Below are 13,703 nucleotides of genomic sequence, written 5' to 3' on the forward strand. Positions count from 1 at the left end.
GAAGGCGCTGGGCTACTGGGGGCACGTCGCGCGGAACGGCAGGTCGCCGAACTGCTCGGTCCACTCCTGACGCGTGAGGTCGCGGCCCACAGCGCGACAGGCGAACTCCACGGCGCTGCCCCTCGACAGGTCCCAGTCGTAGGCAAGCCCTGTGGCCCAGTCGAGGATCCGCGCCGTCCGACCGTCCGGGAGGAAGGCGCTCGTCAGTGACGACGACTCGGGCACGACCAGGGTCGCGGTGGGCGTGACTGTGGCGGCGTCCCACGCCGCGACGAGGCCGTTGGGGCTCGAGGACAGCAGCTGGGTCCCGTCGGGGGAGAAGACGACCTGCGACCGCTGGTCGCCTGCCCATTCCCGCGGCGGCGCGACGGGCCGCCCGGTCGACAGGTCGAGGACCTCCACCTTGCCCCGTGCTCCGGAGAGGGCGCCGTCGCCGTTGTCGCCTCCGCCGACGACGGCGTACCGGCCGTCAGGTGACACGTCGAGCCACTGGTGGTAGCGCATCTCCAGCGCGCCTCGTTGGACCACGACGCCGTCGACGAGGTCGACGACCGCCCAGCCGCTGCTCGGGACCACGAAGCGGCCGGTCTCCTCGATCCCGCCGAGCAGCACGACCGCGGTACGTCGGTCCGGCCGTGCGACGACCCAGTTCACGGGCTCGCCCAGCTCCAGAGGCGTACCCACCTGCTGCAGGGTGGCACCGTCCAGGAGCGTGATGGTCCCATCGAGCTCGGATACGGCGATCCGGCTGCCGTCGGCCGTGTAGTCGATCTCGGTGATCCGCTGTCCGAGAAGGACGCTGCGCTGCCCGGTGGGCTTCCCGTTCTCGTCCCAGACCCTGATCTCGTCGTCCGCGGCCGTCGCGAAGTGGCGGCCGTTGGGGTGGAAGGCGCCATAGGTGTGGCGATAGCCCAGGAGAGGCGGGATCGTGGCGACGGTGCCGTCGCGGTAGTCGGCGACCGTCCAGGCGTTGTCGGACAGCACGACCGAGCGCTGGCCGTCCGCCGCCATCACGCCGAAGACGCCGCCGTGGCGCGATGACGTCGGCACCGATCGTATGTAGCCCCGCTCGCCGGTGAGGTCCCAGCTCCGGAGCGTGACGCCCCCGCGGCCGGCTGCGAGCAGGTAGGTCCCGTCCGAGGAGTAGTCGACGGCGTTGGCGTTGCCGCGGTCCAGCGCGAACGCACGGCGCGGGCGGCTCGGGTGGCCGAGGCGCCACTCCTGCACCTCGCGATCGTTCAACGTGGTCACGACGAACCTGCGCCCGTTCGGTGCGACCCGCAACGAGGCGACGTACCCGTCAGTCGGATAGCTGGCACGCACCCGGCCGCTGGTGCTGTCGAAGACCCGCGCCGTGTTGTTGTCGATGCCGATGACCTCATCGCCACCGGGGAGGACCTCGAGTGACCAGACGAAGTGGCGGTCGTTCGGGTCCAGCGAGCGCGAGCGCCCGGTGACCAGGGAGCGCCTGGTCAGGGGGTGGGAGGTGAAGAGCACCTCTCCCCGCTCGTCAAGCGCGACCTGGGGATGGGCGTCGGCGCCGAACCGGAACCGCCGCGGCGTCCCGTCGCGCTCGAGGTCCCACACCAGGGCTGCGCTGACGAGTGTCGAAGGATCCGCCTCCGACGGGCCCTGCAACCCGGCGGCGAGGTGGCTCCCGTCGCCACTGAACGAGAGGTCGGTGGCCTGCCACCCACGACGTGGCAGGCCGCGCAGCGCCGTGGAAGGGACGAGGCCGGGCACCGTGAGCAGGTCCAGCGGCCGACGCCCGTTCGGAGCTCGAGCGACCGCGAGCCACCGGCCGTCGGGGCTGAACTTCACCTGCTCGCCGAACGCAGGAGAGAAGGAGACCAGAGGGTCGCCCAGCTGGCGGTCGCCGGCGAGGTCGCCGGTCTCTGCATCGTAGAGACGCAGGTGGTGCGACTCGTCCAGGATCGCGACGAACCGCCCGTCGGCGCTGGCGTCCACGGAGAGGGGAAGGTCGCCCTCGATAGGTGTGGAGGAGACGAGCTCGGGCCGTTTCGTGATCGCGGCCAGCAGGCTGTTGTGCGTGCCGGGGGCAGGGTCGAGCCGCACGCCTGCGACGGCGAGCAGCAACGAAGTGTCGATGTCGCCGGTGACGAGCGCGCTGGCACCGGCGCGCCGGGCGACGGCCTCGATCTCAGCCGCAGCGGCAGCGTCCGCGTTGTCGCCCGCCCGATCCCACTGGGTGAGTGCCACACCGCCTCCGGCGACGGCGAGCAGGAGGAGCACGGTGGCGACGGCGAGCACCAGGCGCAGACGGGAGATCAGCCGGCCCTGTTCCCTGGCTCGCTCGACCGCGCTCTGCTCCTCGACCTCCGCCTGCACCTGTGCGGCCTCCAGGAAGTCGCGCTCGACGCTCGTGAGCGTCGCGCCCGTGCTGGTCCACCAGTCCAGCGCGCGGGTGAGCCGGACCCCGCGGTAGAGCTCGCTGTCAGGACGGCCCAAGGTGTCCCAGGCGTCGGCGGTCGCGCTCAGGTGGTGCAGGATCCGACGCCCGTCGACGTCGTCCTCCAGCCACCCACGCAGCCGGGGCCAGGCCCTGGCCAAGGATTCGTGCGTGATCTCGAGGACACCGTCGTCGCTGGTCACGAGGCGGGCCGAGACCAGCATCTCGATCAACCGGTCGTGATCGACGTCGGTGCCGATCAGCCGGCGGGGCACACGGGTGCGCACCGGTTCGCCCTCGGCCCCCGGAGACAGCAGTCGCAGCACGAGGTCCCGCAGCGCCTCGCGCAGGTCCGGCTCGACCTGCGCGTAGAGCCGCTCGGCCGACTGCGCCACGGCGCCGTGGATGCCACCGCTGGCGCGATAGCCGTCGACGGTGAGGGTGTTGCCCTCGCGCCGCGTCCACGTCTCGAGCAGCGCGTGGGAGAGGAGCGGCAGCGCTCCCGGATCGTCGCGGACCTCGGTGACGAGGAGGTCGACCAGGCCGGGCTCGAGGATCAACCCGGCCTGACGGGCGGGTCCGACCACCGCCAGGCGCATCCCGTCCTCGTCCAGTCCGCCGACGAGGAAGAGGCCGCGCTCGACGAGCCGGCTGAAGGCGGTGTACGCGGTGAGGTCCGCAAGGCGGTCTGCGCGCAGGGCCACCACGATGGGGCGGATCGCCACCTCCTCCACGAGGCGGTCGAGGAAGGCGCGGGTCTCGTCAGGGTCCTCGCAGAGGGTGAAGAGCTCTTCGGCCTGGTCGACCAGGAGGGCGTCGCTGGTGCCCAGGGCAGTGAGCGTCGAGAGTGCCTGCACCGGGTATCGGCCGGGCGTGATCGTCACGACCCGGGAGCCGCGCTGACGGAGGCGGGCACCGATCCCGGCCCGCATCAGTGACGACTTGCCCGAGCCCGACGGGCCGACGAGGGCGAGCAGCCGCTGACGATCGAGGATCGCCAGCCCGGCCTCGATCTCCGACTCGCGGCCGAAGAACCGGTCGGCCTCGGTGACGTCGTACGCCTGGAGGCCCTGCCACGGACAGGTCGGGGGCGCCACGGTCGCCTCGTCGTGCTGGAGCGCGGGGTCCTGCCGGAGGATGGACTGCTCGAGGGCCACGACGTCGGGCGCGGGGTCGATGCCGAGCTCGCGGGCCAGGACGGCCCGGAGCTGCCGGATGGTGCGCAGCGCCTCGCCCTGTGCGCCGGTGCGGTACTGAGCGAGGGCGAGCAGCTCCCAGCGGCGCTCGCGCAACGGGGCGGCGCGGACCATCTCGTGCGCCCGAGGAAGGGCCTCGCGGGCACGGCCGCCGCGCAGCTGCGCGTCGAGCAGCAGCTCCTCCGCGTCGCGGCGCAGCTCCTCGAGGCGGCCGGCCTCACGGCGGGCGGGCGGCCATTCAGGCAGGTCGGTGAAGGCCGGCCCCCGCCACAGGCCGAGCGCCCGCTCCAGCAGGAACGAGACGCGGTCCGCCTCGCCGAGCTCGAGGAGCTCGCGGGCCCTCGCCACCTGGGACTCGAACCGCTGGGCGTCGAGGTCGTCGGCGCGAGCACCGAGCCGGTAGCCGTCAGCGGTGGTCTCGATGGCATCGGCCCCGAGGGCCTTGCGCAGCCGGACGATGCAGGACTGGAGGTTCTTGTGGGCGGAGGCCGGGGGAGTGTCTCCCCACAGGGCGTCCGCCAGCTCGTCGGCCGTGACGGATCGTCCCTGGCGGACTGCCAGGGCCTGGAGTACGACTCGGTCGCGTGGGCCGAGACGTCCCGAGCCGTCCACGGCCAGCGGACCGAGGACCTGGATGCCCACAGGTCAACGGTGCGCCTGACAGCGGAGTGCGTCAACGATGCGGATACCGGACGGATACCGCCGCGGAGCGAGTCGGATACCGGCCCGGATCAACGTCGGGTGGTCGGGCATTCCCGTCCGGCACCCGACAACAACCATCGCTTGGAAGGACCAGACCATGAACATCATCACGACTGTGCGCACCTGTGTGGTGGCAGCCACCTTCGGTGCCGCGAGCCTGGCGTTGAGCTCGTGCGGGGAGGAGGTGCAGCCGCCCGAGCAGGAGATCGGTGTCGTGCTGCCGGAGCCGGAGACCAAGCACTACGAGCCGGCCTGCAACACCCGGGCCGCGGTCAGGCCGTGCCCCGAGAAGAAGTCCCGGTCCGGCACCGGCACCCGCAACCGGATGGAGTTCGAGGACGAGTTCGTCCTCGGCAGGTGAGGCCCGGGATCCGGACCTCACCCCTTCCCGTGCCAGGAGTCCCAGAGCGCGGCGTACGACCCGCCGGCGGCGACGAGGTCGTCGTGTGAACCGAACTCCGAGATCAGCCCGTCCTCGACCACCGCGACCCGGTCGGCGTCGTGGGCGGAGAAGAGGCGGTGGGCGATCGCGATGACCGTACGTCCCTCCAGCACTGCTGCGAGCGAGCGTTCGAGGTGCCGGGCCGCGCGAGGGTCGATGAGCGAGGTGGCCTCGTCGAGCACGAGGGTGTGCGGGTCGGCGAGCACCAGCCGCGCGAGGGCGATCTGCTGCGCGTGGGCAGCCGTCACGCTGCGCCCGCCGGAGCCGATGACCGTCTCCAGCCCGGCGGGCAGCGTGGCCACCCACTCGTGCGCGTCCACCGCCTCGAGCGCGGCGTGGACCTCCTCGTCGGTCGCGTCCGGTCGCGCCAGGATGACGTTCTCGCGCAGCGTGCCGACGAAGACGTGGTGCTCCTGCGTCACCAGCGCGACGTGGCCGCGCAGGTCGCCGAGGGGCAGCTCGACCAGGCCGACGTCGCCGACGGTCACCGCCCCGGTGCGCGGCGGGTGGATGCCGGCGAGCAGCCGGCCCAGCGTGGACTTGCCCGCCCCGGACGGGCCCACCATCGCGATCCGCTCACCCACGCCGACGTCGAGGTCGACGCCGTGCAGCACGTCGCGGCCCTCGACGTAGGAGAACCTCACGTCCTCGGCGTCGAGCTTCTCCGAGGACGGGACGCGACCGGAGACCGAGCGGTCGTCGGGCACCTGCGCGACGCCCAGCAGGCGGGAGAGGGCGGCAGCGCCGAGCTGGAGCTCGTCGAGGATGGACACGATCCGGTCGACGGGGTCGATGAGCATCTGGACGTAGAGCGTCGCGGTCGTGACCTCGGCGAGCGAGACCTCGCCGCGCGTGTAGAGCCAGCCGCCGAAGAGCAACGTGCCGACCACCGGCAGGAGGTAGCTCAGCTCCATGCTCGGGAAGAAGACCGTCCGCAGGCGGAGGGTGTACTTCTCCGCGGTGAACGACGCGGCGCAGTCCTCGTCGCACATCTGCACGCGCTTCGGGCCGAGCCCGAGCGCCTCGACGGTGCGTGCCCCCTCGACGGTCTCGGACATCGTGGTCGTGATCTGGGAGTAGGACGCGGTCTCGGCGAGGTAGCCGTCCTTGGCGCGGGCGAGGTACCACCGCAGGCCGATCACGAGCGGCGGCAGCGCGAGCAGGCAGGGCAGCGCGACCCACCAGCCCACGCTGAGCGCCGCGGCGAAGGTCAGCACGGCGGAGACGACCGCGATGGTCCACTCGGGCAGCGCCCACCGCACCGACCATCCCAGCCGGTCGATGTCGGATCCCGTACGGGTCAGCAGGTCGCCGGAGCCCGCGGCCTCGACGGTGCCGACCGGGAGCGCGAGAGTGTTGGCGACGAAGTCCTCGCGGAGCTCGGCCAGCACCAGCTCACCCATCACCTGGGAGCGGTAGCGGGCGAAGCGGGTCAGCACCGACTGCAGCACGAGGAAGACCGCGAGCCAGATGACGATCTCGTCGACGTGGGCGCGGGTCGTCCCTTCCTCGACCGCCTCGACGAGGCCGCCGAGCAGCCGCGGGGCAGCGAGCGCGGTGAGTGCCGCGAGCACGTGCAACCCCAAGGCTGTCCACAGGAGGCGGGGGTGGCGGTGCGCGACCTGGCCGACATAGCGGCGTACGGCCCTACCGTCGGCGATCGGGAGCCGGGTCGTCACACTCACAGGACCGCCTCCACGTCTCGTACGACGACGCGGCGGTAGGCCGGCAGGTCGCCGAGCAGCTCCGCGTGGGTGCCCACGGCGACGACCCGCCCGTCCACCAGGAACGCCACCTCGTCGACGGCGTCCAGCAGCAGCGGGCTCACCGTGGTGACGACCGTGGTGCGACCGGCGCGGTGGGCACGCAGACGGTCGGCGATCCGGGCCTCGGTGTGGGCGTCCACCGCGCTGGTCGGCTCCACCAGGACCAGGATCTCGGGGTCGGCGGCGAGCGCACGGGCCAGCACGAGGCGCTGGCGCTGGCCCCCGGAGAAGGAGCGGCCCTTCTCGGTGACGACGGAGTCGAGGCCATCGGGCAGCGCTTCGAGGATGTCCTCGGCCGACGCGGTGAACAGGGCCTTCTCGACGTCGCCGTTGCCACGCTCGTCGATCCGGTCGGCCAAGCGGCCGGCGAACAGCGCGGCCCCGGTGTCGGACACCATGATCCGCTCGCGGACGTCCGCGTGGCGCATCGACGTGAGGGACACGCCGCCGAGCGAGACCTCGTCGTCCTGCTCGGCCGCGCAGAGTCCGAGGCGGTCGGCGAGCAGGGCCGAGTCGTCGGGCTGCTCGCACACGATCGCGGTCAGCAGCCCCGACCGGACCCGCAGGCCCGAGCGGGCGTCCACCAGCTCGGCACCGGCGGGGGGCGGGGTGGCCGGCGAGACGGGCTCGACGACGTCCGGCTCCAGCGACAGCACGCGGCACACGCGCGAGGCGGCGACCCGGCCGCGGATCAGCTTGTTGGCGAACTCGGTCGCGGTGCGCAGCGGCAGCATCAGGAACGCGGAGTAGCCGTAGAACGCGACGAGCTCACCCGCCGTGATCGCACCGGTGACCGCCTGGCGCGCGCCCAGCCAGACCACGAGCACGACGAAGATGCCGGGCAGGAAGACCTGCAGGGCGTCGAGGACGGACTGCAGCTTCGCGACGTTGACCGCCGCGGTCCGGGTCGCCTGGGACTCGCGCCGGTAGCGGTCGAGGAACACGCCCTCGCCGCCGATCCCGCGCAGCACGCGGAGCCCTCCGACGATGTCGGTGCCGGTGTTGGAGAGGTCGGAGCGCATCTGTCGCTCGGTGGCGCTGCGCGCCTGGAGCGGCTTGAGGATCGGCCCCATCACCAGCATCAGGAGCGGCACGCCGAGCAGCACGACCAGCCCCAGCTGGACCGAGGTGCTGAGCAGGATCGAGGAGACGAGGAAGAACGAGACGATCGCGCCGGCGAAACGGGCGGTCACGTCCATCACGTTGCCGATGTGGTCGAGGTCGGTGGTGCCGATCGCGATGACCTCGCCGGTGCTGACCTTGCGTGGCAGCGAGCCGCCCAGCCGCACGGACTGGCGGGTCGTGAGCTGCACGATCCGGTAGGACGCGGTCAGCCAGTTGGTGACGGCGAAGCGGTGCCGCATGATCCCGGTGACCGCCTGGAGCAGGCCGATCGCGAGCATTGCGCCGGCCCAGAGCAGCAGCTGCTGCTGGTCCTTGTCGGCGACGCCGCGATCGATGGCGCGGCCGAGCACGGCGGGCATCACCGCCTGGCACGACATCCAGACGATCCCGAACGCCATGCCCCCGAGCATCGTGTGCCACTGATGCCTGGCCAGCCACCACAGCAGCCGGCCGGGAGAGCGGTCGTCCGCGACGCCAGGGTCGGGGACGGGGAGAGTGCGCACCGGTCCGATCCTAGATTTCGCAGGCCGGTGCGCACGAATCCTTTACGGCCGTCGTTCAGGTCGCCACGTCGGTCACCCGGAGAGCCCCGGGATCCTGGACGTGATGCCGTCGAGGACGCTGGACGGGCGCTGCTCCTCGCCGGCTTGGGCGCTCACCACGACGAGGGCGCCCGTCAGTGCCGGGACGGCCCACTGCAGCATGCGGAGCTGGCGTTGTGCCGCGGCGACGTCGGCGGGGGTGCCGGTGGTGGGCTCGGTGCCCGAATCGGCGGGCACGTCGGTCTGTTCGGACACGCGTCGGCCCAGGACCCGGCTGTACGCCGTCACGCCGAGCGCGGCCGCAGTCAGGCCGGTCTTGACCATCGTGGTGCGCAGGGCGCCCTTCTGGGCAGCGACGCGACCTGCGTCGGAGCCGAGCATCCCGAGGCTGCCGAGGACGTGTGCGCCGATGGCGGCTGCGTTCACCGGTGTCCACCGGTCCCAGCCGACGTTGGCGACGGCACCGGTGCGGCTCGGCGAGTCGGCCTCCGCCGCGGCCGGGTTGAGGGCGATCGCGTTGGCAAGCGTGCCGCCGAACCAGGCGGCCAGGCCGACGTCGTGGAGCGAGCGGGACAGGGTGTTCGTGGACATGGATCCTCCGGGGGAACGGGTCTGCTGACCGCGCTCCGTACCCCGTGCGTCCGGCGTCATGCCCTCTAGCGGCCGAGGTCGGGCACCACCTCCGCGCCGGGCAGGTCGGCCAGCAGCCGGCCGGGGACGAGGAGCTTGGAGCGGCGTACGCCACTGCCGATCACGACGACCGGCTCCTCGAGCAGCGCGTCGTGCACCAGGACCCGCCAGCCGTCGGGGAGCCCGAGCGGGGTGATGCCGCCGTACTCCATGCCGGTGTCCGCCACGGCCCGCTCCATCGGCAGGAACGACGCCTTGCGCACGTCCAGCAGCTTGCGCACGAGCGTGTTGACGTCGGCACGGGTGTCGGCACGGACCACGCAGGCGGCGATCCGCTCGTCACCGGCCCGCACGCCCGCGACGACCACGCAGTTGCCGCCGGCGGTCATCGGGATGTCGTACGCCTCGCTCATGGCCGCGGTGTCCGCGAGGTCCGGATCGATGTCCACCACGGCGACGTCGGCGGCACCCGGCCACGTGGCGAGCGCGGCGGCGACGGGTGCGGCCACCAGCTCCGGGTGCGCCGTCGCGGGCAGCGAGGTCAGGGTCGGGAAGCTCGGGAGGGTCACGCGGTCATCATGCGGCATTCACCCGGCCGTCACCGGGAGGCCCCGTGGGGCGTGCACGCTCACGGCATGACGGTGACCCGCGAGGCGCTGAGCTCGGCCCCGTCGTTGGTCCTCACGCCCGCCGTGGTTGCGCACCGCGGCGCCAGCGGGCACCGTCCCGAGCACACCCTCGAGGCCTACCGGACCGCCATCCGGATGGGCGTCGACGACATCGAGCTGGACCTCGTCGCCACCCGCGACGGGGTGCTGGTCGCCCGCCACGACCTGGAGCTCAGCACGACGACCGACGTCGCGCGTCGTGCCGAGCTCGCCCACCTGCGCCGCACCCTGACCGTCGACGGAGTGGCACAGCGCGGCTGGTTCGTGCAGGACTTCACGCTGGCCGAGCTCAAGACGCTCGCGACGCGCGAGCGGATGCCCGGGACCCGTCCCGGCAACACGGCGTACGACGGTGCCGAGGGCGTGCCCACGCTGACCGAGGTGCTGGCCATGGTCGGCGCGGAGTCGGCCCGCCGAGGACGCCCGGTCGGGGTGCTGCTCGAGCTCAAGCACGCCACCCACCACGACCGGATCGGGCTGCCGCTCGACGTGCCGCTGCTGCGCGAGCTGTCGCGCCACGGGCTCGACCATCCGTGGGCGCGGGTCACGCTGATGTCGTTCGAGACCCGGATCCTGCGCCGCCTCGCGGGCCGGACGCGGCTGCCGATCGTGCAGCTCATCGAGACCCGGCAACGGCATCCGGCCGACCTCGTGGCGGCCGGCGATCCCCGCACCTACGGCGACCTGCTCACCCCGGACGGCCTGGCGTGGGTCGACGACTACGCCGACGGCATCGGCCCGCACACCTCCCTCGTGCTGCCCCGCGACGGCCGGGGCGCGATCGACGCTCCCTCGACGGTGGTCCGCGACGCGCACCGGCGCGGACTCACGGTGCACGCCTGGACGGTGCGCGGGGAGAACCGGTTCCTGCCGACCAACCTGCGCAGCGGTGCGGCGCCCGACGCCCTCGGTGACATGGCGGGCGAGGTGAGGGCGCTGCTCGCGGCAGGCGTCGACGGGGTCATCACCGACCATCCCGAGATGGCACTGGCAGCCCTTCGGGAGTCGGTCGCCACGGTCGGTCGCTGAGCCGACACGGAGCGTTCACCGGGACGTGCGCCGGGTGACTCCTCGGCTGGGTTGGCTCGAGGCATGACACCTCGGACGACACTCTCCGTTCCCCTGGCCGCCGTCGCCCTGTCGGTGACCGCCACCGTCGCCTCGATCTCGGCACCTGCCGTCGCCGCTCCTGCCGAGGCGACCGAGCCCTCCCTCGTGGAGCCGGTCCTCATCGGCCACCGCGGCGCGTCGGGCTACCGCCCCGAGCACACGCTGGCCGCCTACGAGCTCGCCATCGCCCAGGGCGCCGACTACATCGAGCCCGACCTCGTCTCGACGAAGGACGGCGTCCTCGTCGCGCGCCACGAGAACGAGATCGGCGGCACCACGGACGTCGCCGACCACCCCGAGTTCGCCGACCGGAGGACCACGAAGGTCATCGACGGCCGCGCGGTCACCGGCTGGTTCACCGAGGACTTCACCTTCCAGGAGCTGCGGACGCTGCGCGCCAAGGAGCGGCTGCCGCAGGTGCGCCCCGACAACACCGCGTACGACGGCCAGGAGCCGATCCCGTCCCTCGACCAGGTGATCAAGCTGGCGCGGCGCGAGGGTGTCGGGATCTATCCCGAGACCAAGCACCCGACCTACTTCGACTCCATCGGGCTCTCGCTCGAGGAGCCGCTGGTGGCGGCGCTGGAGAAGCGGCACTGGGACGACGCCGACGACCCGGTGATCATCCAGTCGTTCGAGACCGCCAACCTGCGGGACCTCGACGGCATGGTCGACGTGCCGCTGGCGCAGCTGGTCGACGGCACCGGGAGTCCCTACGACCTGGTCGTCGCCGGCGACCCGCGCACCTACTCCGACCTCGTCACGCCTGCCGGGCTGGCCTGGATCGCGTCGTACGCCGACGGCGTGGGCGTCCACAAGGACCGGGTGCTGCCGCGGACCGCGGGCGCCACGACCGCGCCGAGCGCCGTCGTCGGCGACGCCCACGAGCAGGGCATGGTCGTCCACGTCTGGACCCTGCGCCGCGAGAACCAGTTCATGGCCACGAACTTCCGGGTCGGCACCGACCCCAACGCGCCCGGTGACCTGGCGGCCGAGGCGCGCGCCTTCCTCGAGGCCGGCGTCGACGGGATCTTCACCGACAACCCCGACGTCGTGGCGGCGGTGCTCGTGGAGCAGCAGGAGGCCGGCTGACCCGATCACCGGCGTACTCTCGGACCGTGACGCACACCCTGCCCGACACGGCCACCTCAGCCGCCCTGCTGCAGCGGATCCGCGAGTCCGTGATCGGCGACGACCAGGTGATGCACGGCCCCTACGGTCCGCGCCGGGTCACCTACGCCGACTACACCGCCTCGGGTCGCAGCCTGACCTTCATCGAGGACTTCATCCGCGAGGAGGTGCTGCCGGCCTACGCCAACACCCACACCGAGGCGAGCGGCACCGGGCTGCAGACGACCCGGCTCCGGGAGGACGCGCGACGCATCATCCGCGAGGGCGTCGGCGGCGACGAGGAGACGGTCGTGGTCTTCTGCGGGTCGGGCAGCACCGCGGCCATCGACAAGCTGATCGGCATCCTCGGCCTGCGCATCCCCGCCGGCCTCGACGACCAGTACGACCTCAGCGCGGCGATCCCGGCAGACCAGCGCCCGGTGGTCTTCATCGGTCCGTTCGAGCACCACTCCAACGAGATCCCGTGGCGCGAGACGATCGCCGACGTCGTCACCATCCACGAGGACGCCGACGGCCGAGTCTCTCTCGAGCACCTGGCCGAGGAGCTCGACCGCCACGCCGACCGGCCCCTGAAGATCGGGTCGTTCTCCGCCGCCTCCAACGTGACCGGCATCGTCACCGACACCGAGGGTGTCGCCGACCTGCTCCACCGGCACGGCGCCCTCAGCTTCTGGGACTTCGCGGCCTGCGCCCCCTACGTCGACATCGAGATGTACGGACCGGGCAGCTCCTACAAGGACGCGATCTTCATCAGCCCGCACAAGTTCATCGGGGGCCCCGGCACCCCCGGCGTGCTGGTCGTGCGGCGTGAGCTGATGACCAACCGGGTGCCGGTCGTGCCCGGCGGCGGCACCGTCATGTACGTCAACCCGACCGAGCACCGCTACCTCGACGACAAGGCCCATCGCGAGGAGGGCGGCACACCCGCCATCGTGGAGTCGATCCGCGCCGGCCTGGTCTTCCAGCTCAAGCACGCGGTCGGGGTGGAGACGATCCAGGCCCACGAGGAGGAGATGCTGAGCCGGGCCGTCGAGGCCTGGAGGGCGGAGCCGACGCTCCAGATCCTCGGCAACCTGGCCTCACAGCGGCTCTCGATCGTCTCCTTCGTGGTGAAGGCGCCCGACGGCTCCTACCTCCACCACAACTTCGTCGTCGCGCTGCTCAACGACCTCTTCGGCATCCAGACCCGCGGCGGCTGCTCGTGCGCCGGCCCCTACGGCCACCGGCTGCTCCACATCGACCTCGCCACCAGCCACCAGTTCGAGGCCCAGATCGCGACCGGCTGCGAGGGCATCAAGCCCGGCTGGGTGCGGGTGAACTTCAACTACTTCGTCGACGAGGAGGTCTTCACCTACGTCGTGGAGGCCGTCCGGCTCGTGGCGCGGGAGGGCTGGCGGCTCCTGGGCGACTACCGCTTCGACCCCCTGACGGGACTGTGGCACCACCGCACCGGCGCCGTGGAGCCGCCGCTGCGCCTGGCCGACGTGTCCTACGCCGACGACGGCACGATGACCTGGCCCTCGCACACGACGACGGCCCCCGTCTCGGTGCTCCGGGAGCACCTCGACGAGGGCCGCGCGATCATGGCTGCCGCGTCTCCTCCGGACTGGTCGGACACCGCCCACCTGAGTGCCGACTTCGACGACCTGCGGTGGTTCGCCCTGCCGGCCTGCTCGCTCGCTTAGGGCTTGCGTGAGGGCCACACCGTGGCCGCGAGCCCGGCGGCACCGGCGGCGATCCACGGGATCGGCATCAGCCACCGCAGCTCGTCGGTCTCCACCACGTCCCCCTGGACGAGGGCCCACACCAGCACCATCCCGGCGAAGGCCACGCCCATCACGAGGTGGGTGATGTTGACCGGGTGCCGGCCGGACGGCTTGTCGGGCGCGTCCAGCGGACCGGTCATCGGCTCGTCATAGCCGTACACGTCCGTGTCGTACGAGCTGTCGTACGAGCTGTCGGGGCTGCTGTTCTCGGTCAT

At 72.2% G+C, this 13,703-nt stretch carries 10 protein-coding genes; 4 read left to right on the plus strand and 6 right to left on the minus strand.

Annotated features, from left to right (window positions below):
- Positions 1-12: 12 nt before the first annotated feature.
- A complete protein-coding gene (locus J3P44_RS21150; protein ID WP_255892450.1) occupies positions 13-4,248 on the minus strand; it encodes an nSTAND1 domain-containing NTPase in 4,236 nt (1,411 codons plus the stop codon).
- A gap of 157 nt (positions 4,249-4,405) precedes the next feature.
- On the opposite strand from J3P44_RS21150, the gene J3P44_RS21155 reads away from it, so the two are divergent.
- Positions 4,406-4,669 (plus strand): hypothetical protein, encoded by a 264-nt coding sequence (locus J3P44_RS21155; RefSeq protein WP_255892452.1) that lies wholly within the window; start codon positions 4,406-4,408, stop codon positions 4,667-4,669.
- Positions 4,670-4,686: 17 nt separating this feature from the next.
- Here the strand turns inward: J3P44_RS21155 and J3P44_RS21160 are convergent, their stop codons facing one another.
- The 4 genes from J3P44_RS21160 to J3P44_RS21175 all read right to left on the minus strand — a co-directional run bounded on the left by J3P44_RS21160 (position 4,687) and on the right by J3P44_RS21175 (position 9,382).
- Entirely contained in the window at positions 4,687-6,435 is a 1,749-nt protein-coding gene (locus tag J3P44_RS21160) for an ABC transporter ATP-binding protein (RefSeq protein WP_255892453.1), read from the minus strand.
- Positions 6,432-8,144 (minus strand): ABC transporter ATP-binding protein, encoded by a 1,713-nt coding sequence (locus J3P44_RS21165; protein ID WP_255892454.1) that lies wholly within the window; start codon positions 8,142-8,144, stop codon positions 6,432-6,434. The genes J3P44_RS21160 and J3P44_RS21165 overlap by 4 nt, the downstream gene beginning before the upstream one ends.
- Positions 8,145-8,216: 72 nt before the next feature.
- Positions 8,217-8,774 (minus strand): hypothetical protein, encoded by a 558-nt coding sequence (locus J3P44_RS21170; RefSeq protein WP_255892455.1) that lies wholly within the window; start codon positions 8,772-8,774, stop codon positions 8,217-8,219.
- Between the two features lie 65 nt (positions 8,775-8,839).
- Positions 8,840-9,382 (minus strand): YbaK/EbsC family protein, encoded by a 543-nt coding sequence (locus tag J3P44_RS21175; protein WP_255892456.1) that lies wholly within the window; start codon positions 9,380-9,382, stop codon positions 8,840-8,842.
- Positions 9,383-9,448: 66 nt separating this feature from the next.
- Here J3P44_RS21175 and J3P44_RS21180 point away from each other — a divergent pair, with 66 nt between their 5' ends.
- The 3 genes from J3P44_RS21180 to J3P44_RS21190 all read left to right on the plus strand — a co-directional run bounded on the left by J3P44_RS21180 (position 9,449) and on the right by J3P44_RS21190 (position 13,407).
- Positions 9,449-10,510, plus strand: a complete 1,062-nt coding sequence (locus tag J3P44_RS21180) for a glycerophosphodiester phosphodiesterase family protein (RefSeq protein ID WP_255892457.1) — start codon at positions 9,449-9,451, stop codon at positions 10,508-10,510.
- A gap of 63 nt (positions 10,511-10,573) precedes the next feature.
- Positions 10,574-11,683 carry a glycerophosphodiester phosphodiesterase gene (locus J3P44_RS21185; RefSeq protein WP_255892458.1) on the plus strand — a complete coding sequence of 370 codons (1,110 nt, stop codon included), beginning with the start codon at positions 10,574-10,576 and terminating at the stop codon, positions 11,681-11,683.
- Positions 11,684-11,709: 26 nt separating this feature from the next.
- Positions 11,710-13,407, plus strand: a complete 1,698-nt coding sequence (locus J3P44_RS21190) for an aminotransferase class V-fold PLP-dependent enzyme (RefSeq protein ID WP_255892459.1) — start codon at positions 11,710-11,712, stop codon at positions 13,405-13,407.
- On the opposite strand, the gene J3P44_RS21195 is transcribed toward J3P44_RS21190, so the two are convergent.
- Complete coding sequence (locus J3P44_RS21195; protein ID WP_255892460.1) at positions 13,404-13,703, minus strand: hypothetical protein; 300 nt, start codon at positions 13,701-13,703, stop codon at positions 13,404-13,406. The two genes, J3P44_RS21190 and J3P44_RS21195, sit on opposite strands and share 4 nt — an antisense overlap.

Source organism: Nocardioides astragali, assembly GCF_024436375.1.
Taxonomy (GTDB): domain Bacteria; phylum Actinomycetota; class Actinomycetes; order Propionibacteriales; family Nocardioidaceae; genus Nocardioides; species Nocardioides astragali.

Coding starts and splice junctions, on each gene's coding strand:
- J3P44_RS21155 (WP_255892452.1), top strand. CDS start 4,406: ATGAACATCATCACGACTGTGCGCACCTGTGTGGTGGCAGCCACCTTC.
- J3P44_RS21170 (WP_255892455.1), bottom strand. CDS start 8,774: ATGTCCACGAACACCCTGTCCCGCTCGCTCCACGACGTCGGCCTGGCC.
- J3P44_RS21180 (WP_255892457.1), top strand. CDS start 9,449: ATGACGGTGACCCGCGAGGCGCTGAGCTCGGCCCCGTCGTTGGTCCTC.
- J3P44_RS21185 (WP_255892458.1), top strand. CDS start 10,574: ATGACACCTCGGACGACACTCTCCGTTCCCCTGGCCGCCGTCGCCCTG.
- J3P44_RS21195 (WP_255892460.1), bottom strand. CDS start 13,703: ATGACCGAGAACAGCAGCCCCGACAGCTCGTACGACAGCTCGTACGAC.